19 protein-coding genes and 1 other RNA gene are annotated in these 21,769 nt (G+C 49.8%); 10 read left to right on the top strand and 10 right to left on the bottom strand.

Annotated features, from left to right (window positions below; all coding sequences use genetic code 11):
- Nucleotides 1-93: 93 nt before the first annotated feature.
- The gene (locus Dpoa2040_RS11240) at nucleotides 94-474 is read left to right on the top strand and encodes a helix-hairpin-helix domain-containing protein (RefSeq protein ID WP_168641296.1); all 381 of its coding nucleotides are present in this window, start codon (nucleotides 94-96) and stop codon (nucleotides 472-474) included.
- A gap of 113 nt (nucleotides 475-587) precedes the next feature.
- Here the strand turns inward: Dpoa2040_RS11240 and queC are convergent, their stop codons facing one another.
- Both queC and Dpoa2040_RS11230 read right to left on the bottom strand, forming a co-directional pair.
- On the bottom strand, nucleotides 588-1,283 hold the full coding sequence (gene queC, locus Dpoa2040_RS11235) for a 7-cyano-7-deazaguanine synthase QueC (protein ID WP_168641295.1): 696 nt from the start codon (nucleotides 1,281-1,283) through the stop codon (nucleotides 588-590).
- A 126-nt stretch (nucleotides 1,284-1,409) separates the two neighbouring features.
- Nucleotides 1,410-2,462 carry a PLP-dependent cysteine synthase family protein gene (locus tag Dpoa2040_RS11230; protein WP_168641294.1) on the bottom strand — a complete coding sequence of 351 codons (1,053 nt, stop codon included), beginning with the start codon at nucleotides 2,460-2,462 and terminating at the stop codon, nucleotides 1,410-1,412.
- Nucleotides 2,463-2,638: 176 nt separating this feature from the next.
- Here Dpoa2040_RS11230 and Dpoa2040_RS11225 point away from each other — a divergent pair, with 176 nt between their 5' ends.
- The 5 genes from Dpoa2040_RS11225 (at nucleotide 2,639) to amtB (ending at nucleotide 8,702) form a co-directional block, all read left to right on the top strand.
- Nucleotides 2,639-3,100: an Lrp/AsnC family transcriptional regulator gene (locus Dpoa2040_RS11225; protein WP_042869310.1), complete on the top strand. Its 462-nt coding sequence runs from the start codon at nucleotides 2,639-2,641 to the stop codon at nucleotides 3,098-3,100.
- Nucleotides 3,101-3,181: 81 nt separating this feature from the next.
- Complete coding sequence (locus tag Dpoa2040_RS11220) at nucleotides 3,182-4,948, top strand: SmdA family multidrug ABC transporter permease/ATP-binding protein (protein ID WP_168641293.1); 1,767 nt, start codon at nucleotides 3,182-3,184, stop codon at nucleotides 4,946-4,948.
- Nucleotides 4,941-6,734, top strand: coding sequence for a SmdB family multidrug efflux ABC transporter permease/ATP-binding protein (locus tag Dpoa2040_RS11215; protein ID WP_168641292.1), 1,794 nt, complete (start codon nucleotides 4,941-4,943; stop codon nucleotides 6,732-6,734). Before Dpoa2040_RS11220 ends, Dpoa2040_RS11215 begins: the two co-directional genes overlap by 8 nt.
- Nucleotides 6,735-7,027: 293 nt before the next feature.
- Nucleotides 7,028-7,366, top strand: a complete 339-nt coding sequence (gene glnK, locus Dpoa2040_RS11210; RefSeq protein WP_002208627.1) for a P-II family nitrogen regulator — start codon at nucleotides 7,028-7,030, stop codon at nucleotides 7,364-7,366.
- 43 nt (nucleotides 7,367-7,409) lie between these two features.
- Nucleotides 7,410-8,702, top strand: a complete 1,293-nt coding sequence (gene amtB / locus Dpoa2040_RS11205) for an ammonium transporter AmtB (protein WP_042869316.1) — start codon at nucleotides 7,410-7,412, stop codon at nucleotides 8,700-8,702.
- Between the two features lie 94 nt (nucleotides 8,703-8,796).
- On the opposite strand, the gene tesB is transcribed toward amtB, so the two are convergent.
- On the bottom strand, nucleotides 8,797-9,660 hold the full coding sequence (tesB, locus tag Dpoa2040_RS11200) for an acyl-CoA thioesterase II (protein ID WP_042869318.1): 864 nt from the start codon (nucleotides 9,658-9,660) through the stop codon (nucleotides 8,797-8,799).
- 233 nt (nucleotides 9,661-9,893) lie between these two features.
- Here tesB and Dpoa2040_RS11195 point away from each other — a divergent pair, with 233 nt between their 5' ends.
- Nucleotides 9,894-10,451: a YbaY family lipoprotein gene (locus Dpoa2040_RS11195; RefSeq protein WP_168641291.1), complete on the top strand. Its 558-nt coding sequence runs from the start codon at nucleotides 9,894-9,896 to the stop codon at nucleotides 10,449-10,451.
- 25 nt (nucleotides 10,452-10,476) lie between these two features.
- Here Dpoa2040_RS11195 and Dpoa2040_RS11190 read toward each other — a convergent pair whose 3' ends face one another.
- Nucleotides 10,477-10,803, bottom strand: a complete 327-nt coding sequence (locus Dpoa2040_RS11190; protein WP_071604286.1) for an MGMT family protein — start codon at nucleotides 10,801-10,803, stop codon at nucleotides 10,477-10,479.
- A gap of 167 nt (nucleotides 10,804-10,970) precedes the next feature.
- On the opposite strand from Dpoa2040_RS11190, the gene ffs reads away from it, so the two are divergent.
- An RNA gene (gene ffs / locus Dpoa2040_RS11185) (signal recognition particle sRNA small type) lies at nucleotides 10,971-11,067 on the top strand.
- A gap of 321 nt (nucleotides 11,068-11,388) precedes the next feature.
- On the opposite strand, the gene Dpoa2040_RS11180 is transcribed toward ffs, so the two are convergent.
- The 6 genes from Dpoa2040_RS11180 to Dpoa2040_RS11155 form a co-directional block, all read right to left on the bottom strand.
- Nucleotides 11,389-11,592, bottom strand: coding sequence for an HHA domain-containing protein (locus tag Dpoa2040_RS11180; protein ID WP_009114000.1), 204 nt, complete (start codon nucleotides 11,590-11,592; stop codon nucleotides 11,389-11,391).
- Between the two features lie 53 nt (nucleotides 11,593-11,645).
- Nucleotides 11,646-12,014 (bottom strand): Hha toxicity modulator TomB, encoded by a 369-nt coding sequence (gene tomB, locus Dpoa2040_RS11175; RefSeq protein WP_042869322.1) that lies wholly within the window; start codon nucleotides 12,012-12,014, stop codon nucleotides 11,646-11,648.
- Nucleotides 12,015-12,515: 501 nt separating this feature from the next.
- Entirely contained in the window at nucleotides 12,516-12,659 is a 144-nt protein-coding gene (gene ykgO, locus Dpoa2040_RS11170) for a type B 50S ribosomal protein L36 (protein WP_012770724.1), read from the bottom strand.
- Between the two features lie 15 nt (nucleotides 12,660-12,674).
- Nucleotides 12,675-12,926: a type B 50S ribosomal protein L31 gene (locus tag Dpoa2040_RS11165; protein WP_042869325.1), complete on the bottom strand. Its 252-nt coding sequence runs from the start codon at nucleotides 12,924-12,926 to the stop codon at nucleotides 12,675-12,677.
- 178 nt (nucleotides 12,927-13,104) lie between these two features.
- Complete coding sequence (locus Dpoa2040_RS11160; RefSeq protein ID WP_146411447.1) at nucleotides 13,105-16,251, bottom strand: efflux RND transporter permease subunit; 3,147 nt, start codon at nucleotides 16,249-16,251, stop codon at nucleotides 13,105-13,107.
- A gap of 17 nt (nucleotides 16,252-16,268) precedes the next feature.
- Nucleotides 16,269-17,462 (bottom strand): efflux RND transporter periplasmic adaptor subunit, encoded by a 1,194-nt coding sequence (locus Dpoa2040_RS11155; RefSeq protein WP_168641290.1) that lies wholly within the window; start codon nucleotides 17,460-17,462, stop codon nucleotides 16,269-16,271.
- A 142-nt stretch (nucleotides 17,463-17,604) separates the two neighbouring features.
- Here Dpoa2040_RS11155 and acrR point away from each other — a divergent pair, with 142 nt between their 5' ends.
- Together acrR and mscK are read left to right on the top strand one after the other, a co-directional pair.
- A complete protein-coding gene (acrR, locus tag Dpoa2040_RS11150) occupies nucleotides 17,605-18,243 on the top strand; it encodes a multidrug efflux transporter transcriptional repressor AcrR (protein ID WP_168641289.1) in 639 nt (212 codons plus the stop codon).
- Between the two features lie 124 nt (nucleotides 18,244-18,367).
- Nucleotides 18,368-21,754, top strand: coding sequence for a mechanosensitive channel MscK (mscK, locus tag Dpoa2040_RS11145; RefSeq protein ID WP_168641288.1), 3,387 nt, complete (start codon nucleotides 18,368-18,370; stop codon nucleotides 21,752-21,754).
- Nucleotides 21,755-21,769 lie beyond the last annotated feature (15 nt).

Raw genomic sequence — 21,769 nt, 5'->3', positions numbered from 1 at the left:
TCGCGGCCTTTTCCACATTTTCAGTTTGCTGTTTGTCGTGTGTCTAGTGCTCAGGCATTGTAGCCGTGCTGTCAAACACAAGGAGGAAACAGCATGAAAAACTCAGGAATCAAAGCGTTATGTCTTATTGTCGGGATGAGTCTCTCCGGTGTCTCAACGTGGCTTCATGCCTCGCCCGGCACTACCACGCCGGAGAAAACCGCGGCAACTGCAGTGAAACCCTCTTCGCCGGAGCAGAAAACTGAAAAATCGGCTAAGCCCGCTACAACGTCAGATGAAGAGGAAGTGAGCATTAACACCGCAACGGCAGAACAACTGGCTGCAGCACTTAATGGCGTTGGGCTAAAAAAGGCTCAGGCGATAGTGTCTTATCGTGAGCAAAATGGTCCGTTTACCAAGATCGAGCAGCTACAGGAGGTTCCGGGAATTGGCAGTGCGCTGATCGAACGCAATCAGTCCCGCTTGCGTCTGTAACTCGTTTTATCGTTGGGGAAAGCTGGCGAGAATGCCATTCCACAGCGGCAGGCAGGATAAAATGTGAAAGGCCAGTACCAGACAAGCATTGTCTTGTCTGGTACCCGGTGGGTCTACTTCAGCCCGGTTTTGTGTTTCAACGAAGCCATTACGGCTGATGGATTATGCTGGTACTCCGCCAGCCCTTTTGCCCGCAGATGACACGCAGCACATTGCCCACACCCCGTTCCTTTGATGCCGTTGTAACAGGTGAGTGTATGGTTTTTGACGATATCAAGCTGTTGATAGTAGTCCGCCAGCGCCCAGGTTTCAGCTTTATTGAGCCACATCAGCGGCGTCACGAAGCGAATGTCTTTGGCCAACCCCAACGCTACTGCCTGATTCAATGCCTTGACGAATTCATCGCGGCAATCAGGATAGCCGGAAAAATCGGTTTCACAGACGCCGGTAATAACAGTATTGGCTCCCACCTGATAGGCATAAATCGAAGCCAGTGTCAGAAAGAGGATATTGCGACCGGGAACAAAGGTACTCGGCAAACCATCACTCGTAGCGTCAAATTCGGGCACAGGGATATTGTCGCGGGTCAGGCTGCTGACCGCCAGTTCGTTGAGCAAACTGACGTTCAGTACTTTATGCGCTTTTGCTCCCAGCGTTTGCGCCAGTTCAGCGGCAACATCGATTTCAGCGCGGTGGCGCTGCCCATAGTCAAAAGTGACGCAATGGACGTCATCGTACTGCTGCAATGCTTGTATCAGACAGGTGGTAGAGTCCTGACCACCGCTGAAAACTACAACTGCGCTTGTCATTCTTGTTTACCCTCATGCGTGGGAGCCGCCAGTTGGCCGCTGTTCGTCAAACCTATTCTGGCGCTTATGGTACCTGAAATCCCGGTGCGGTTCAGTGCAAGGAGCGTGCAGCCGCTCAGGATGTCATCATGGAAGGCGATATTTTTCGGTCAGTTGCTGGAGATAGGGCGTGACATCACCGATGTGGCTTTTTACCCAATCCTGATTGTAATAAGTATCAAGATAGCGCTCACCACTGTCGCACAGCAAGGTAACGATTGCCCCACGTCGTCCTTCTGCCACCATTTTTGCGGCCAGTTGCAGCATACCCCAGACGTTAGTCCCTGTGGACGGTCCGACCTTGCGCCCCAGAATCTGTTCCAGCCAGTACAAGGTAGCAATACTGGCGGCATCAGGTACTTTTATCATGTCGTCGATAACGCCAGGAATAAACGATGGCTCGGCGCGCGGGCGACCAATGCCTTCAATAAGACTGCCGCATTTTCCGGTGAGTGTGCGATCCTGCTGACGATAGCAGTCGTAGAATACCGAGTTTTCAGGGTCCACCACCACCAGTTGCGTATCCAGTCCTTTGTAACGGATATAGCGCCCCAGCGTAGCGGAGGTGCCGCCTGTACCAGCGCTCATCACCAGATAATCTGGTGTTGGGAATGGTTCGCGCTCCATTTGTCGGTAGATGCTGTCTGCAATGTTATTATTGCCGCGCCAATCGGTGGCACGTTCTGCATAAGTGAACTGATCCATGTAGTGGCCGCGCAATTCTTTGGCCAGTTCTTCGGAGGCCGCGTAAATCTGGCCGGATTGTTCGACGAAATGGCAATTCCCGCCGTAGAACGTGATCTGTTCAATTTTTCGTCTGGCTGTACAGGATGGCATCACGGCAATGAACGGTAGTCCTAGCAGGCGGGCGAAATAGGCTTCCGATACGGCTGTACTGCCGGATGACGCTTCAATAATTGGTGTACCTTCGTTAATCCAGCCATTGCAAAGACCGTACAGAAATAGGGACCGAGCAAGGCGATGCTTGAGACTACCGCTGGGGTGTGTGCTCTCGTCTTTAAGGTAAAAGTAAATACCGGGATAGTCCGGCAGAGTCAGACGAATCAGATGAGTATCTGCTGAGCGTTGAAAGTCGGCCTCAATTGCACTGACGGCATCACGTACCCAGGTGCTGGTCATGTTAGTTGTCCTGCTGAAAAATAGTCATGTTCTCACGCGGTGTTCCACCAACTGATGTAGTACGTACATGAGCTTGGAGGGATATGATTTAGCGTATCGGTTTTTACAGAAAAAAAGATTGCTTTTTTGTCTGTAAAGAGCGCTAACTAGAGAAAATTTTTCTCTTTTATATCACTATGCTGGATAAAACTGATCGTATTTTGCTGTCATTGCTACAGCAGGATTGCACTCTTTCACTGCAGGCGTTGGCTGAGGCAGTGAACCTGACTTCCACCCCGTGCTGGAAACGGCTTAAACGGCTGGAGGATGAGGGATATATCAAGTCGCGCGTCGCGTTGCTGGATAACGAAAAATTGGGGTTGGGGCTAACGGCATTTGTGTTATTGAAGACACAGCAACATAACAGCGCCTGGTATCGTGAATTTTCCCGTTTTGTTTCCGATATGCCTGAGGTGCTGGCGTTTTATCGCATGGCGGGAGAATACGACTATCTGATGCAGGTTCAGGTAGCTGATATGAAAAGCTACGATGCTTTTTACAAACGTTTGGTCAATGGCATACCGGGGCTGGTTGATGTCACCTCCAGTTTCGCCATGGAGTGTATTAAACAAACAACAGCCTTGCCCCTGCAGGTATAAAATTAATTCACTATTCACTTTATGTATAATGACCCGTTTACTGCATTCTACTTTGCTATGTAGCTGATGGACTGAAAACGCGTGAGACTCTTTGTTCAACTGGGATGGTATTTCCGCCGTGAATGGAAGCGCTATATGGGGGCGGTAATCCTGTTGATTGTGATTGCTATCCTGCAATTGCTGCCGCCCAGACTGGTTGGCATTATTGTTGATGGCGTAACACAGCATCAAATGGCCACATCCTCGGTGCTGTGGTGGATTGGCGGAATTCTGCTGGTCGCCTTATTGACCTATCTATTGCGCTATTTCTGGCGTATATGGCTGTTTGGTGCAGCCTATCAATTGGCCGTTGAACTGCGTGAAGATTTCTATCGCCAACTGAGTCGGCAGCATCCTGCCTTTTATCTTCGCCACCGTACTGGAGACTTGCTTGCCCGTGCCACCAATGACGTGGATCGGGTTGTGTTTGCCGCCGGTGAAGGGGTGTTAACGCTGGTTGATTCCATGGTGATGGGATGTGCGGTACTGGTAGTGATGTGTACCCAACTGAGTTGGCAGTTGACGCTAATAGCGCTGGTGCCAATGCCATTGATGGCTGTGATCATTAAGCGTTATGGCACCCAGTTGCATCAACGTTTCAAGGACGCACAGGCTGCTTTTTCCTCACTCAATGACCATGCTCAGGAGAGCCTTACCAGTATTCGCATGATCAAAGCCTTTGGACTAGAAGATCATCAGTCGGGTCGTTTTGCTCAGGTCGCTGCTGACGCCGGACAAAAAAATATGCGAGTGGCGCGTATAGATGCGCGTTTCGACCCGACCATTTATATCGCGGTAGCGATTTCTAATTTGCTGGCCGTCGGTGGCGGTAGCTGGATGGTGATTAATGGTGCCCTGACTCTGGGGGCATTAACCAGCTTTGTGATGTATCTGGGGTTGATGATTTGGCCGATGCTGGCGTTAGCCTGGATGTTTAATATTGTTGAGCGAGGTAGCGCTGCTTACGGTCGAATCCGTCAATTATTGTCTGAAGAACCGGTAGTGGTAGATGGTTTTCAGGCATTACCCGCTGACTCTGGAACGTTGGTTGCCAGGATTGACGCATTCCACTATCCGGGGAGTGCGGCGTTGGTGCTCAATGATGTTCGCTTTACATTGGCGCCGGGAAAAACGCTGGGGCTTTGCGGTCCAACCGGTTCTGGCAAGAGTACGTTGCTGGCATTGCTTCTGCGTTATTTTGATGTTGAGCAAGGGCAGATTACCTATCATCAGCAACCATTGCACCACATTCAGTTGGATGCACTGCGCAGCCGCTTTGCGGTAGTGAGTCAGACGCCGTTCCTGTTTTCGGATTCAGTAGCTAATAACATCGCGCTGGGCCGCCCTGATGCTTCCCAACAACAAATAGAAGAAGCGGCGCGGTTGGCAAATGTACATGATGACATCCTTCGCCTGCCGCAGGGATACCAAACTGAGGTGGGTGAACGGGGAGTCATGCTGTCTGGTGGTCAAAAACAACGCATTGCCATTGCTCGCGCGCTGTTGCTGGAAGCTGAAGTGCTGGTGCTGGATGATGCATTGTCAGCGGTAGATGGACGCACGGAACACCAGATTTTGAGCAACTTGCGCCAGTGGGGGCAGAAACGGACCCTGATTATCAGTGCACATCGCTTGTCGGCACTGGTAGATGCCGATGAAATTCTGGTGTTGCAGCAAGGATATGTGGCGCAGCGTGGCGATCATGCGTACCTGTCGCAGCAGGCTGGATGGTATCGTGATATGTTCCGCTATCAGCAACTGGAAGCCGCGCTGGATGATTCACCCTGTGAGGAACAATCGAATGAATAATCCCCGTGCGTTATGGCCGACACTGAGACGGCTATTGGCTTACGGGCTGCCGTGGAAGAAAACGCTCGGAACCGGTGTGTTGCTATTATGGGTAGCGGCTGGAGCAGAAGTCGCAGGTCCGGTGCTGGTCAGTTATTTCATTGATCATGTGGTGAGTAAAGGCGAGTTTCCATTGCTGATTGCGGCCAGTCTGGCGACAGTATATGTCCTGTTACAGATCATGGCGGCGCTGTTGCACTATATTCAGGCGTTGATGTTCAATCGTGTTGCGGTTGGTGTCGTGCAGCAGTTGCGCATTGATGTAATGGATGCCGCTTTGCGTCAACCCTTGTCGGTGTTTGACACCCAACCCGTCGGGCAGTTAATTTCCCGCGTGACTAATGATACGGAAGTGGTTCGGGATCTGTACGTGATGGTGGTGGGCAGTGTACTGCGCAGCGCCGCGCTAATTGGGGCGATGCTGATTGCCATGTTCAGCCTGGACTGGCGTATGGCGCTGGTGGCCACCACAATTTTTCCGGCAGTAGCAATTGTTATGGCGATTTATCAACGCTACAGCACGCCTGTCGTTCGCCGGATGCGTAGTTACCTGGCGGATATCAATGATGGCTTCAACGAATCCATCAGTGGCATGAATATTATCCAACAGTTTCGTCAACAGATAAGGTTTGGTAAAAAGCTTAGCGTCGCCAGTTGGTCGCATTATGACACGCGTATGCAGACACTGAGGTTGGATGGGTTCCTGTTGCGCCCACTGCTAAGCCTGTTTTCGGCACTGGTGATGTGCGGTCTGTTGCTACAATTTGGGTTTAGTGCTGTCGGTTCTGTAGGCGTTGGGGTGTTGTATGCCTTTATCAACTATTTAGGCCGGTTGAATGAGCCACTGATTGAATTGACCACCCAGCAATCGATGTTGCAGCAGGCCGTTGTAGCCGGAGAGCGTATTTTTGAATTGATGGATGGTGCCTGTCAGCAATACGGTGATGATATTCGTGCGTTAGAGAGTGGGCGCATTGATATCAATAAAGTGACGTTTTCTTATCATAAAGACAGGCCGGTGTTGCATCACATTGAGCTGCATGTGCCGGATCGGGGATTTGTCGCGTTAGTTGGGCATACCGGGAGTGGTAAAAGTACGCTGGCAAACCTGCTGATGGGGTATTACGCACCAGATAGCGGGGAAATTCGTCTGGATAATCGTCTGTTGCCGAGCTTATCGCATCAGGTATTGCGCCAGCATGTGGCGATGGTGCAGCAGGATCCAGTGGTGTTGGCCGATTCTATGTACGCGAATGTCACACTGGGGCGTGACATCAGTGAGGAAATAGTTTGGCAGGCGCTGGAGATGGTGCAACTGGCATCGCTGGTGCGTGACATGCCGGAAGGCATTCATAGTCGGATTGGCGAGCAGGGCAATAACCTGTCCGTTGGGCAAAAGCAACTACTGGCGTTGGCCAGGGTGCTGGTGGCGACTCCAAGAATTTTAATTCTGGATGAAGCGACCGCCAATATCGATTCCGGTACTGAACAGGCTATCCAGCGAGCGTTGCGGCTGGTGCGTTCCTATACAACATTGGTGGTGATTGCGCATCGTTTGTCTACTATTGTCGAAGCAGACAATATTCTGGTGCTGCATCATGGCAGAACGGTGGAGCGGGGAACGCACGAACAATTGCTGGCAAAGGAAGGCCGATACTATCAGATGTATCAACTGCAGCAGGCGGGCAAGGAATTAACTTTTTCGCAGCCACATGACTCCGTCGCACTGATCTCTCAGGCACCATGACTGCCAACGCAGTGCAGCATTTCGCACCATAATTTGGCAGATCATTCCTTGTTGTACAGTGTGTTGCACTGAAACTAAGCGTGATGCACTATTTTTGTGCGTCACGCGCTCCTGTTTTTCCCATTTAGTGTTCATACTTCATCCAGTCATCTTCTTTTCTGTCTTTAAAGCATCACGTTTCATCGCTTTTATATCGGTGTGGGATTTGTGGCACACGATTTGCTTTAAGTGATGCGTGGAGATATTGAGAGTGACGGGCAATAGCCTGAACTTACATGGTTAGGGGGATGAGGATGAAACTGGTTACTGTGGTAATTAAACCGTTCAAGCTGGAAGATGTACGTGAAGCACTGTCTTCTGTGGGCATCCAGGGGCTTACCGTCACTGAGGTGAAAGGGTTTGGGCGCCAGAAAGGGCACGCAGAATTGTATCGCGGCGCAGAGTACAGCGTTAATTTTTTGCCAAAGGTGAAGATCGATATTGCGATCGCTGATGACCAACTGGATGAAGTTATTGATGTGATCAGCAAAGCCGCTTACACGGGTAAGATTGGCGATGGCAAAATTTTTGTTGCGGAACTGCAGCGTGTCATCCGTATCCGTACCGGCGAAACTGATGAAGCCGCACTATAACTATTACCTGATTTAGCCTTATTAAATAGGGATGAATGAAAAAATGAAGAAATTTTCCTTGTCGTTAGGTTTAGGGGCGGCAGCCATGCTTCCAGCATGGGCTATGGCGGATACGCCGGCACCTGTAGTGGATAAGGCGGACAACGCGTTCATGATGATTTGTACGGCATTGGTACTGTTCATGACGCTTCCTGGTCTGGCGTTGTTCTACGGTGGTTTGATTCGCAGCAAAAACGTGCTGTCTATGCTGACCCAAATAACAGTAGCTTTTGCCCTGGTCTGCATCTTGTGGGTGATTTATGGCTACAGTGTGGCATTTAGCACCGGCAGCCCGTTCTTTGGTGGTCTGACTAACTTCATGCTGAATGGCATTGATATCAACTCAGTCAGCGGTACTTTTTACCAGTTTATTCATGTGGCGTATCAGGCGTCCTTTGCTTGTATCACAGTAGGCTTGGTGCTTGGTGCTTTGGGTGAACGCGTGCGTTTCTCTGCTGTGTTGATCTTCTCTGCACTGTGGTTCACGTTGTCTTATTTGCCGATGACTCATATGGTATGGGGTGGAGGTTATCTGGCGGCAGATGGTGCGCTGGACTTCGCCGGTGGTACGGTGGTGCATATCAATGCTGCAGTGGCTGGTCTGGTTGGCGCATTACTGTTGGGCAAACGTGTCGGTTTCGGTAAAGAGGCGTTCAAACCACACAATCTGCCGACAGTGTTTTTAGGTACCGCTATCCTGTATATCGGCTGGTTCGGTTTTAACGCGGGTTCTGCTGCCGCCGCTAACAATATTGCTGGTCTGGCGTTCCTGACCACTGTGGTGGCTACTGCCGCTGCAATCCTGGCATGGGTGCTGGGTGAGTGGGTTACTCGTGGCAAACCCTCTCTGTTGGGTGCCTGTTCCGGTTGTATCGCGGGCTTGGTTGCCATTACACCAGCAGCGGGTACTGTGGGTATCGGTGGCGCAATGGTGATCGGCTTTGCTGGTGGTTTTGCTGGCCTGTGGGGCGTGACCGTGCTGAAGAAATGGCTGCGTGTTGACGATCCTTGTGATGTGTTCGGTGTGCATGGCGTGTGTGGTATCGTCGGATGCTTGCTGACTGGCGTGTTTACTGCTTCATCACTGGGTGGTACTGGTTATGCTCAGGGTGTGACCATGGCTCATCAGGTATGGGTTCAGCTGTTTAGCGTGATTGTTGCTATCGTATGGTCTGGTGTTGCTGCGTTCATCTCTTTCAAGGTTGCGGATATTGCGGTTGGTCTGCGTGTTCCGGAAGAACAGGAGCGTGAGGGATTGGACGTCAACAGCCACGGCGAAAACGCGTACAACCAATAATTTTTCTCGTTCGGTAACGGATATCACTGTTACCCTAATGAACTCAAAAAAACCACCTTGAAAAAGGTGGTTTTTTTACATCTCAAATTAGCGATTATTGCCCATGCCGCCGGATGACGCCTTCCTGTGCACTGGAGGCCACCAGCACACCTTCACGGGTGTAGAAATGGCCGCGTACAAATCCGCGAGCACCAGAGGCTGAGGGGCTTTCAACGGTGTAAAGCAGCCAATCATCCAGACGGAACGGTCGGTGGAACCACATGGCATGGTCAATGGTGGCGACTTGCATACCTTGCTCAAGGAATCCTACGCCATGCGGTTGCAGCGCCGTAAGCAGGAAGTGGCAATCGGAGGTATAGCCGAGCAGATATTGGTGGGTTCTCTCGTCATCAGGCATGGTGCCATTGGCACGAAACCATACTTGTCTGACTGGAGGAGAAACTTCGCCTTTTAATGGGTTATGGAATGTTACCGGACGAATCTCAATCGGTCTGTCAGCAGTAAAAATTTGTCGCATAGCCGGCGGAATCAAATGTTCCATGCTACGGGCAATATCCTGTTCAGATGGGAGTTCTTCAGGTGGTATTACTTGTGGCATCTCATTTTGATGTTCAAAGCCGCTTTGACGAGTCTGAAAAGAGGCTGTCATGTAAAAAATCGAACGGCCATTCTGAATGGCACTGACGCGTCTGGCACTAAAGCTGTTACCGTCTCGCAGTGTCTCTACATCATAAATAATCGGTTTCTGGCTATCGCCAGGGAGCAGAAAGTAGCTGTGAAACGAGTGGACGAAGCGTTCCGCGGGTACGGTTTGTCTGGCAGCTGACAATGCCTGGCCGACTACCTGCCCACCAAATACCTGACGTAATCCCAGATCCTGACTTTGACCACGGAATAGTCCTTCTTCCAGTTTTTCCAGATTCAGCAGATCGAGAAGATTTTGTAATGCCTGACCCATAGTTCAGCCTTTAGAGTAATGTGATTACGTAACTAATTTACCGCAATAAGAAACCGGTTTTCGTCAAAACACCTTGGCAGAGCCTGAGCAGCAAATTGAGATAGTAATGGACAGCGCCATAACTATCGGAATTTTCCACCATAATTGTCATGCTGGTTGGTTCATACTTATTAACAGATGCGGTATTAGCTGACCGTCATCTTGAATAGAATAATATTAAGGAGGCTTAGCCTATGAGATTATGGCATATCTTTGGCGGTATTACGGTATTGTCCGCACTTTCCGGATGCGTGAATAACCATAGTACTGTTTCTGAGGCGGCTGCACCGGCAATAGGGCAGGTTCAGAGGCTTTCCCAACCTGTTAGCGGAATGCCCACTGTGACTGGCACAATCAATATTCGCCAAAAAATCGCGTTGCCACCAGATTCGGTGCTGACGGTAACGGTATCTGATGCGTCTATTCCAGATGTACCCTCAAAAGTTATCTCCCAGCGGGTTATCCGAACTGAAGGCCAGCAGGCACCATTCCGGTTTGTACTGCCTTATAACCCGTCAGAGATTCGGCCTGATGCCCGAATTCTGCTAAGCGCCGCTGTTGCTATTAACAACCGGGTGACACTGATTACTGAACATGTGATGCCAGTGGTCAGCAATGGGGTGAATAATGCCGATCTGACCTTGATACCGGTGCCAGCCGTGCCGGTACCTGCGAAACCTGCTGGGTTTTTAACACCTAATGAGCCGGAGACATCGGGTGATAGTTCTGGTTCATTATTGCAATCTTATTAATGTCTTCTCTCGCTGGCGGTCAGTATTAACGGCCTTGCATGTACCGCCAGCGGAATTTGTCCAGATCGATCTTCCCTTCCGAATTCAATATTATTCCTTCAGATTGAAGGGCTGATTTTTGCCGCTGAAAATCTGGACCTGTAAGTGAAATCTCACCTTTCCGGTTAATTACCCGGTACCAGGGTAACTCGCTGCCAGCGGGTAAGCCCCGTAATATACCGCCAACTTGTCGTGCTGCGCGCGATGAACCGGCAAGGAGTGCAACATCGCCATAGGTAACAACACATCCGTAAGGAATTGCGGCGATAACGTGGATGACGCGCTGTCGAAAATTATCCACCTCAGTAGTCATGGATGGGGTCAACATGTTGGAAACGGATAAAAAAATGACCAATACTAGCAGTATAAAAGCTGATGATGAGTAAGAAAACAGCGGTTAAGCGCCGTTTTCTTGCAATTGCTCAGTCCATCACCGATAATGCCCCCGCTCCACGACAGTGGGGCTGTCAATGGAGGCCCTGTTGGTTCTCCCGCAACACTAACCTGTGGACCCGGTCAGGTCCGGAAGGAAGCAGCCGCAGCAGGCGACGTGTGTGCCGGGATGTAGCTGGCGGGGTCTCCACCACTTCATTTTCTCAAACTTTCCTTTGATGGCGTTGATGCCATGTCAACTATTTAATCTCCTGACACTCATTAGTGCAATAATGGCGCTTTTTAGATGAGCGGGACAGCAGCAAGAATTTTTAGTAAGACAATTAAATTTAATTCTGAGTATCAGGGCAATCAATAAAGAGAACTTTAGGTAGTGATGAACAAAGTTGCAGTGAACAATTTTTGTTACAAACGGGCGATTTTTTCTTGCTGCTAAAAAACAAAGGCCGACGGCATATCGGCACAGTGTCTTTATGTTTATGCATTGAACTGCTGTTTTTACTACTTATCGAACATATTTCCACACAGCAGTTGGTACTTTGTCGTAAAGTTTATTCATCGTTAGCTCTGCAAGACGGTGGTCTGCGGCTGAATAGAACATTTCAAGTTCATCGTTAGAAAGCTCGTACTTGTTTTTTTCTATAACACGCTCAAGCGTATCGATGGTTGTGCATTTACGCAAACGCATAAGATAGTCGATTTTTTTCATAGTGACCTTATTAGTTTTCCTGGATTCAAATTAAGACTTAGATAAATTATTACTTAAGTTTTTACTACCGTACAGATGCTCTTTTCTGAGAACATTCTGAATAATTGTGACTTAGATTTTTGCCATTTCCGCAACTCTGCATCATTTATACCGTAGTTGCTGAAAAGAATATAAGTATCGTCTAGATATTTCTCAACTCGTTCACATAACGCCGCTTCATGCGGGTATTTTATTTTGTAGGTAACAACAAATGCTGCAATGTGTTCGATAAGTTCGTTTAGTTGAAGATTAACCGCAGAGGTCGGATCATTCACCCATCCACGGTTACTGTCACCTAATGTAGCAATACTTTCATCGTGCAGATTTTCACATAAGAATCTGAGTTGGGCAATATCATAATGTTGGGGTGTATACTCATCCATTTCTATCCCTCCGTAAGCTACGATTCAGTTTCACTTAGGGTCACCACGTTGCCAGACTGGTGGTGTAATGAAGTGCAGAAGATAGATGCCCCCTCAGTATGCCTCAATGTCCCTTAATCTTAAGACGAACAGGGGTAACACGGTGAATGTCAGGGAATGACGCAACATCACTGTTATCAATCATTCTGAATTCATTATAGCAAAAAAGCCAACATTTACGGTGTGGTCGAACCATTTTTATGACGATAGCTGCCATTGATGGGCCGCTTCCAGTGAGCCTTGATATATTTATCGACATTTGACACGAGTATATTTAATTTTTTTTGGCGTTAGCAAGAATCACTGTGTTAATTAATCTTTCTGGTTTGTCTTTATTTGTAAAGATTCTGGATGGATGAGAAATTAATTATTTTATCATTTTGTTTTTAAAGGGGATTTTGTTTTTTGGTTAAGGAGGGTGCGGTGATGCGCACCTTCCAATAATTTTTCTTCTAATAATAATTAACGTTTTTTCTTTTTCCTGCCCTGCACGGCATTGAAACGTGGATTGGTTTTACAGATGACATAGACACGACCCCGTCGTTTGACCACGATGCAGTCTTTGTGACGTGTTTTGGCGCTGCGCAGAGAGCTTAATACCTGCATGAATAATTCCTCATATTATGATTTCAGAAAGCGACCGAAACGCTGTTGGAAACGCGCTGCGCTCCCCTCTTTGGCGTATTCTTTTTGTTTGCCGGTATAATAAGGATGAGAGGCAGAAGAGACGTCGATAGTGACGTAAGGGTAGATTTCGCCTTCGTACTCGTAGGTTCTATCAGTTTTGATCGTAGACCCAATTTTATAAAACACATTCTCACTCGTATCGTGAAACAGAACAGGACGGTAGTGAGGATGAATGTTCGCTTTCATAATTGCCTCATTTGTTATGTTATAACATAACTTAATTGTGCGCTTTTTTAGCGTGATAATCAACGCTATGGTTTGCAAGGAGATGTAAGGTGAGTGAAATTGCAAGGGGCGTGCCTGACATCTGAAAAAACGCTTGAAAAAAAGGCCGCAAAGCGGCCTTTTGAAGAAAAGTAATGTGTTAGTGATTGGGCTGCGAGTGCTCGCGGTGTGATTCGTCCGTTTCTTTCTTTTTGCTGAAGCGGCGACGTACCACCACAAAGAACACTGGTACGAAGTAGATAGCCAGTACGGTAGCGGTAATCATCCCGCCCATTACACCGGTACCAACCGCGTTCTGCGCGCCAGAGCCTGCACCACTGCTGATAACCAGCGGCACCACGCCCAGAATGAACGCCAGTGATGTCATCAGAATTGGTCGCAAACGCATACGCACGGCATCCAGCGTGGCCTCGACCAAGCCTTTTCCTTCTTTTTCCATCAAATCCTTAGCGAACTCGACGATCAAGATAGCGTTCTTGGCGGATAAGCCGATGGTTGTCAGCAGACCTACCTTGAAGTAGACGTCATTTTCCATACCACGTATGCCTGCTGCCATCACCGCGCCAAACACGCCGAGTGGGACAACCAGCATAACGGAGAAGGGGATTGACCAGCTTTCATAAAGTGCAGCCAGACACAGGAATACCACAATGGCGGAGATAATAATCAGCGCCGGTGCCTGGTTACCTGCCAGTCGTTCCTGATAGGACATGCCAGTCCAGTCGAATCCGATCCCCGGCGGTAATTGAGACGCCAGTTGTTCCATCAGCGCCATGGCTTCACCTGTACTCTTACCGGGAGCTGCTTCACCCACCAGTTCTACTGCCGGTAGACCGTTATAACGCTCCAGGCGTGGCGAACCGTATTCCCAACGTGCAGAAGCAAAAGCCGAGAACGGGACCATCTGACCTGAGGCGCCACGGACATACCATTTTTGGATATCGCTGGGCAGCATACGGAATTTGGCTTCAGCCTGAACGTATACTTTTTTCACCCTGCCGCGATCAATGAAGTCATTGACGTAAGAACCTCCAAGCGCAGTAGTGAGTGTGGCATTAATAGTCGAAATCGATACACCGAGCGATTGTGCTTTTTCCTGATCGATCTCAAGCCGGTATTGCGGCATATCTTCCATCCCGTTGGGACGGACACGTACCAGCGTATCGGGATGTTGAGCGATCATTCCCAGCAGTTGGTTACGAGCAGCCATTAGCTTATCGTGGCCGAGGTTGTTTTGATCGATCAGTTCAAAGTCAAAACCACTAGCAGTACCGAGTTCAACGATTGCTGGTATGTTGAACGGGATAACTATCGCTTCCTTGATTTGGGAGAGGGCGCCAAAAGCACGACCGATAATCGCATCGACTTTATTGGCAGCACCGCTTCGTTCATCCCAGTCTTTCAGGCTGGCGAAAGCGATACCCATGTTCTGGCCGCGACCAGCGAAGCCGAAGCCGTTAACGGTAAAGACCGATTTAACGTTTTCTTTTTCGTTTTTCAGGTAGTAATCATTCACCTTATCAAGCACTTTCTGCGTGCTTTCCTGGGTGGATCCTACCGGCAGTTGCACCATTGTCAGCAATACGCCCTGATCCTCCTGAGGCAGGAAGGAGCTTGGCACACGGGTAAATCCAAAAGCCAGAACCAGAACAATAATCAGATATAACACGACGTAGCGGCCAGTGCTGCGCAGGATATTCGCAACACTGCTGGTGTAGTGATGGGTGCTCTTGTCGAACAAGCGGTTGAACCATCCGAAAACACCTTTTTTCTCGCCATGGTTAGCGATAGGTTTCAGGATAGTTGCACACAGCGCCGGCGTCAGGATCAACGCAACCAGTACCGACAGCACCATGGAAGACACGATGGTGACGGAAAACTGGCGGTAGATAGCGCCGGTTGAACCGCCGGAAAACGCCATGGGTATGAATACTGCGGACAGCACCAGCGCGATACCGACCAGCGCGCCCTGAATCTGTCCCATGGATTTACGTGTGGCTTCTTTGGGCGGCAATCCTTCTTCCGCCATGACACGTTCCACGTTTTCCACTACGACGATGGCATCATCCACCAATAGGCCGATGGCCAGTACCATAGCGAACATGGTCAAGGTGTTAATCGAATAGCCGAAGGCGGACAGAATAGCGAAGGTTCCAAGCAGTACCACGGGGACGGCAATAGTGGGAATCAGCGTGGCACGGAAATTCTGCAAGAACAGATACATCACCACGAACACCAGCACGATGGCTTCCAGCAGCGTTTTCACCACCTCGTAAATGGAGATTTTTACGAACGGCGTCGTGTCATACGGATACACCACCTTCAGCCCGGCCGGGAACGTCGGTTCCAGTTTGGCGATTTCTGCTTTTAGCGCTGCCGCGGTATCTAACGCATTGGCGCCTGTGGCAAGTTTAATCCCCAGGCCAGCAGCAGGGCGGCCATTATAACGTGCAATAACGTTGTAGCTTTCACCGCCAAGTTCGATGCGGGCAACGTTATTCAGGCGAACTTGCGAGCCATCCTGATTGACTTTCAACAGAATCTTACCGAACTGCTCCGGCGAATTCAGTCGGGTCTGCGCAATAATGGACGCATTCAGTTTCTGGCCGGGAACCGGTGGTGTACCGCCCAACTGACCAGCAGCAATCTGGTTATTCTGTACCTGAATCGCTGAGATAACATCGCTGGTGGTCAGCTGGTAATTGTTTAGTTTGTCTGGGTCCAGCCAGATGCGCATGGCGTATTGCGCACCAAACAACTGCGTATCGCCTACACCACGTACGCGACTGATAGGATCTTTGATGCTGGCGCCGACAAAGTCCGCGATATCCTGCTGGGTCACGTTATTGTTATCGCTGACAAAACCAAGCACCATCAGGAAACTGCTGCTGGATTTTTGCACGCTAACGCCTTGTTGCTGCACTTCCTGCGGCAACAGCGGCATTGCCAGTTGCAGTTTGTTCTGTACTTGTACCTGCGCGATGTCTGGGTTGGCGTCAGCATCAAACGTCAGTGTGATCTGTACGGTGCCGGACGAGTCACTGTTAGAAGACATATACAGTAACTTGTCGATCCCGTTCATGTTCTGCTCGATCACCTGTGTGACGGTATCCTGCAGGGTTTTCGCATCAGCGCCTGGATAGTTTGCGGTGATCTGAACCGCAGGTGGAGCTATCGTCGGGTACTGCGCAATGGGCAACTTCAGGATTGCCAGTGTCCCGGTGAGCATCACCATAATGGCGATGACCCAAGCAAAAATCGGGCGATCTATGAAAAACTTGGCCATGGATTACCGGCTCCCTGTTAAGACTTAGCGGGTTGGGACTGCGGTTGCGGCTGTTGCGCATTGCCTGCGGTCGCTTCCTGCACTTTTACCTGCATACCCGGTCTGACTTTTTGCAGGCCTGTCACGATGATGCGGTCACCCGGCTTAACGCCTGAGGTTACCAGCCATTGGTCGCCGATAGCCTGGCCGGTAGTGATAGGATGGACCTCTACCTTGTCGCCAGCTCCGACCACCATCACAGTGGCATCGCCACGTGGTGTGCGGCTGACTCCCTGCTGTGGCACCAGAATTGCGTTGGGATTCACACCTGAATCTATCTGTGCACGAACAAACATACCTGGCAGCAGGTTGTGATCCGGGTTCGGGAATACGGCACGCAGTGTAATGGAGCCTGTGGTTTCATCGACAGTGACGTCGGAGAATTCCAGCGTCCCGGTCTGGTTGTAATGGGTACCGTTATCCATCGTCAACTGGACGTTGGCTTTGCCATTGGTTTGTTGCAGGGTACCGTTTTCCAGTTCTTTTTTCAGACGCAGGAAATCGTTACTGGACTGAGTGACATCGACATAGATCGGGTCCAACTGCTGGATTGTCGTCATCGCTGTCGTCTGCCCATTAGCCACCAGCGCCCCTTCTGTCACGGTGGATTTTCCTACCCGACCGGTAATAGGGGCTGTTACGCGCGTATAGTTCAGGTTGATCTGGGCGCTGTCGAGCGTGGCTTTGGCGGCTGCGACTGAGGCTTCAGTCTGACGTGCCGTCGCAACGGCCTGATCGTAATCCTGCTTACTGACGTAATTAGTGCCGAGCAGCGGTTTGTAGCGATTAACCGTCAACTGTGCAATTTCAGCATTCGCCTGAGCCTGAGACAGGGCCGCCTTGGCGTTGTTGTACTGGGCCTGGTAGGTTGCCGGATCGATCTGATACAGCGATGTACCCACTTTGACATCGCTGCCTTCAACAAAGTTACGCTTCAGAATAATACCATTTACCTGAGGGCGTACTTCGGCAATACGATAGGCGCTGGTGCGTCCCGGCAGTTCCGTGGTGATATTCAGAGTTTGTGATTTTATCGTAACGATGCCGACTTCCGGTGCGCCCCCCTGATGGGCACCCCCTTGAGAGGCCTGATTGTCACATCCTGTGAGTACGAGGCCGCCAGAAAGCATCAGCATTGTTGCCAGAGGCGTAAGCCTTCTGTTTTTATTCATAGATAAACCCCAAGTATCCGATTTTTAATTGACCAATGGATCACACGCTATTAAACCCATTGCTGCGATAAATTCAGGTTCGTGCTATGTTACATACATCCGTGAATGTATGTAAATCTCACATCTCTTGAAAGTCAGCGCTATGGCACGAAAAACCAAACAACAGGCTCATGAGACCAAATGCCAGATTATGGACGCGGCAATGCGTCTATTTTCCGAGCGTGGTGTTTTCTCAACATCATTGTCCGATATTGCGGTTGCTGCCGGCGTGACTCGAGGTGCTATTTATTGGCACTTTAAAAACAAAGCTGAACTATTTGATGAGATATGGGCGAGATCAGAAGCCAAAATTTCTGATTTCGAAGCTGAGTATCAGGCAAAATTTCCTGATGATCCACTGCATGTACTCAGAGAATTGCTAATTTATATGCTGAAATTGACCGAATTCGATGCCGAGTGGCGCTCGATGATGGAGATCATTTTCCATAAGTGTGAGTTTGTTGGCGAATTACTGCCAACCTTCAATGCCCGCAAAGATTTGTACTTTGATTGCTACGATAAAATAGAAACCTCGCTGACAAACTGTATTCAGAAAGGGATGCTGCCGATGGACGTTAATCCACGGCGCGCAGCAGTAATTATGCGTGCTTATCTGTCGGGGATTATGGAAAACTGGTTGTTCTTACCGGAAAGCTTTGACCTGCAAAATGAAGCGCCGTATCTGGTTGACGGACTTATCGATATGTTGCGTACCAGCCCGGCCTTACGCCAAAGTGATTGATACACGAGTGTATGAGCACTGTAAGTAAGGCTCAACATTCGATACGCAGAAATACAGCCTGACATACCTTGTCTTTCAGCAGACATGATAGACTGCGCCATCTTTGTAAAACTGATGATGCATTATGAGCCGCTGTTTCACCGTTTCTGGTTTGTTTGCCGTTCTTTTTCGTTCTTTTCTTGATAAATGTGTTCGCTGCCGCTTGCCTTACGTCTGGGTGTTTTTGTTTGGAATGGCGCCGTTATGGTCTACGTTTGCCGCTGGCAACGATTTGCCGACCCGCGCTGAGATCCAAAATCGTCTTGATACCCTCAACAGGCAGAAGAGCCTGACCTCGGTAGATAAACTGACCCAGCAGGATCTCACTCAGACTCTGGATGTACTGGATTCTATTGATCGCGTCCGGCAGGAAACCAACCAACTGAAGCAGCAGGCGGCGCAGGCACCGGCCAAACTCAAGCAGGTAAATGAAGATCTGGTGTCATTGGGTGGGGCGGCACAGGTGTCTCAGCAAGCGCTGGAATCGCTATCACTAAAACAACTGGAAGCCCGCCTTAATGCAGCGCTGGACGACCTGCAGTCCGCACAGGAAAACCTGTCTACTTACAATAGCCAGTTGATTTCACTTCAAACTCAGCCTGAACGGGTACAGAGCGCGTTATATTCTGCTTCTCAGCGCAGTCAGCAACTGCGCACCCAGCTCAGCGGACTTGACCCGTCACTGGAGCCGTTACGGCCAAGCCAGCAGATAATGTTGCAGGCGGAGCAGACGCTGGTCGGGCTGCAAATGGAGCAGCAGCGTAAAAGCCTGGAAGTGAATACCACCTTGCAGGATCTGTTGCAAAAACAGCGTGATTATACCGCTGCACAGATAGGCCAACTGGAACACATGGTGCAGACGTTGCAAGGAATAATTAACAACAAACGTCTGAATCTATCGGAAAAAACGGCCAAAGAGGCGCAAAATTCGGATGAGTTACAGCGTATTCAGGAAAACCCGCTGGTTAAAGCGGAAATGGAGACGAATCGTCAACTCAGCCAGCGTTTAATCAAAGCGACGGAAGCCGGCAATACACTGGTTCAGGAGAGCATTCAGGTAAAAAACTGGCTGGATCGGGCCACACAGTCAGAACGCAACCTGAAAGAGCAGATTACGGTGTTAAAAGGCAGCTTGTTATTGTCGCGTATTCTTTACCAGCAACAGCAAAACCTGCCATCGGCTGACGCGATGGGCAATATCAGTACGCAGATCGCCGATCTGCGTCTGGAGCAGTTCGATATTAACCAGCAACGTGATGTGCTGTTTCGTGGCGATGAATATATTCAGCAACTGGTCACGCGCAGCAATGCCAAAGTAGATGCCGAGGTGACTGATGCGCTGGAGCAGATTCTGGATATGCGCCGTGAATTGCTCGATCAGCTCAATAAACAACTCGGTAACCAACTGATGCTGGCTATCAACCTGCAAATAAGCCGCCAGCAACTGATGAGCGTGAACGATTCGCTGCAACGTACTCTGACCCAGCAGATTTTCTGGGTTAGCAGTAATAAACCGATGGATTGGAACTGGCTGAAAGAGCTGCCATCGACCTTGAAACAGCAGGTAAAAAACCTGCATTTCAATCTGAAAGGCGGGCAGTTACGTCAGGGATTCATGGATTCGCTGGTGCTGATCATTCCGACGCTGTTGATTGTCGGTCTGCTGTGGTGGCGGCGTAAAAGTATCGATACTTATATGGGGAAACTGGCGGAAGATGTCGGGCAACTCAAGCGCGATAGCCAGTTACACACACCAAAAGCCATTCTGTTGTTGATTTTGAACACCTTACCGGGCGTGCTGGTAATACTGTCGTTGGGGTTATGGCTGAAACGGGCCGATAGTCAAATCAGTAGTTTTGCCTGGTTGTTAAGTGAACATCTGGCATTGTTCTGGGCCGTTTTCGCCACTGCCTGGTTTAGCCTCAAACCTGGGAGCCTGAGCGAGCGCCACTTCAATATTCCGGCATCCCGTTGCGCACATTATCAGCGTCAGACGCTGCGACTTGGTGGTGCGCTGCTGCCGCTGATGTTCTGGTCGGTGGTAGGTGAGAAAGCACCGTTATATCTGGTGGACGATGCCATTGGGCAGATAATTATCGTTTGTAACCTGTTGCTGCTGACCATTCTGGTATTTCCGGTATGTCGTGACTGCTGGCGAGAAAAAGAACGTCATACGGTGCAGCTGATCGTGGTGACGATGATGGCTGCCATGCCGCTATTTCTGATCGGGTTAATGCTGAACGGGTTTTTCTATACTTCGCTACGGTTGGCTGGCCGTTGGATTGACAGCCTGTATTTGCTGATCGTCTGGAATATCGTTTATTTCGCTACTATCCGTGGATTAAGCGTTGCGGCACGCCGTCTGGCTTATCGCCGTGCGGTGGCGCGACGCCAGAGTCTGGTCAAGGAAGGGGCGGAAGGCAGTGAACCGATGCCGGAAGCGCCGCTGGCGTTAGAACAGATCAGCCAGCAGTCTTTGCGGCTGACAACGATGGTGCTGTTTTTGGCGTTCTCCGGTGCGTTTTACTGGATCTGGGCCGACCTGGTGACGGTATTCTCCTATCTGGACAGTATTACGCTGTGGCATTACAGCACGGCGAATGCCAGCGGCACGGTATTGCAACCGGTAACCTTGGGTAATCTGCTGGTGGCGTTGGTGATTGGCGGCGTGGCTTATGTGATGACCCGCAACCTGCCGGGGTTGCTGGAAGTTCTGGTGCTTTCGCGTTTGCAACTGCGGCAGGGCACTTCTTATGCCATTACCACGGTGCTGACCTATTTGATTACTACTGTCGGTGCGGTTACGTCGCTCAGTTCGCTCGGCGTTTCCTGGGACAAGCTGCAATGGCTGGTCGCGGCATTATCCGTAGGGTTGGGATTTGGTTTGCAGGAGATTTTCGCCAACTTTGTGTCGGGCTTGATTATCCTGTTCGAACGGCCAGTGCGCATCGGTGATACCATTACCATTGGCACGTTCTCCGGTTCAGTCAGCAAGATCCGTATTCGTGCCACTACAATTACTGATTTTGACCGTAAAGAAGTGATCATTCCCAACAAGGCATTTGTCACCGAGCGACTGATTAACTGGTCGCTGTCAGATACCATCACGCGTGTATTGATCCGTATTGGCGTCGCCTATGGTTCCGATCTGGACAAGGTGAAAGAGATATTGTTGCAGGCTGCGCGTGATAACCCGCGTGTCATGATCGATCCTGAGCCACAGGTGTTTTTCCTGTCGTTTGGTGCGAGCTCGCTGGAGCATGAACTGCGTCTGTATGTACGTGAACTGCGTGATCGCAGCTATACCGTTGATGAGTTGAACCGCACTATTGATCACTTATGTCGTGAAAATAATATCGATATTGCTTTCAACCAACTGGAAGTTTATCTGCATAACCCGCAGGGCAAGGAAGTACAGGAAGTCTCTCGCGTGCTGGCTCAGCCGCGAAATGAGGTGCAGCCTGATAATTAACGTCGTGGTAAAACT

It is taken from the genome of Dickeya sp. CFBP 2040 (assembly GCF_012273755.1).
Taxonomy (GTDB): Bacteria; Pseudomonadota; Gammaproteobacteria; order Enterobacterales; family Enterobacteriaceae; genus Dickeya; species Dickeya poaceiphila.
Note: the sequence above shows the minus strand (reverse complement) of the source record. Positions and strands in the feature narration are given on the sequence as shown.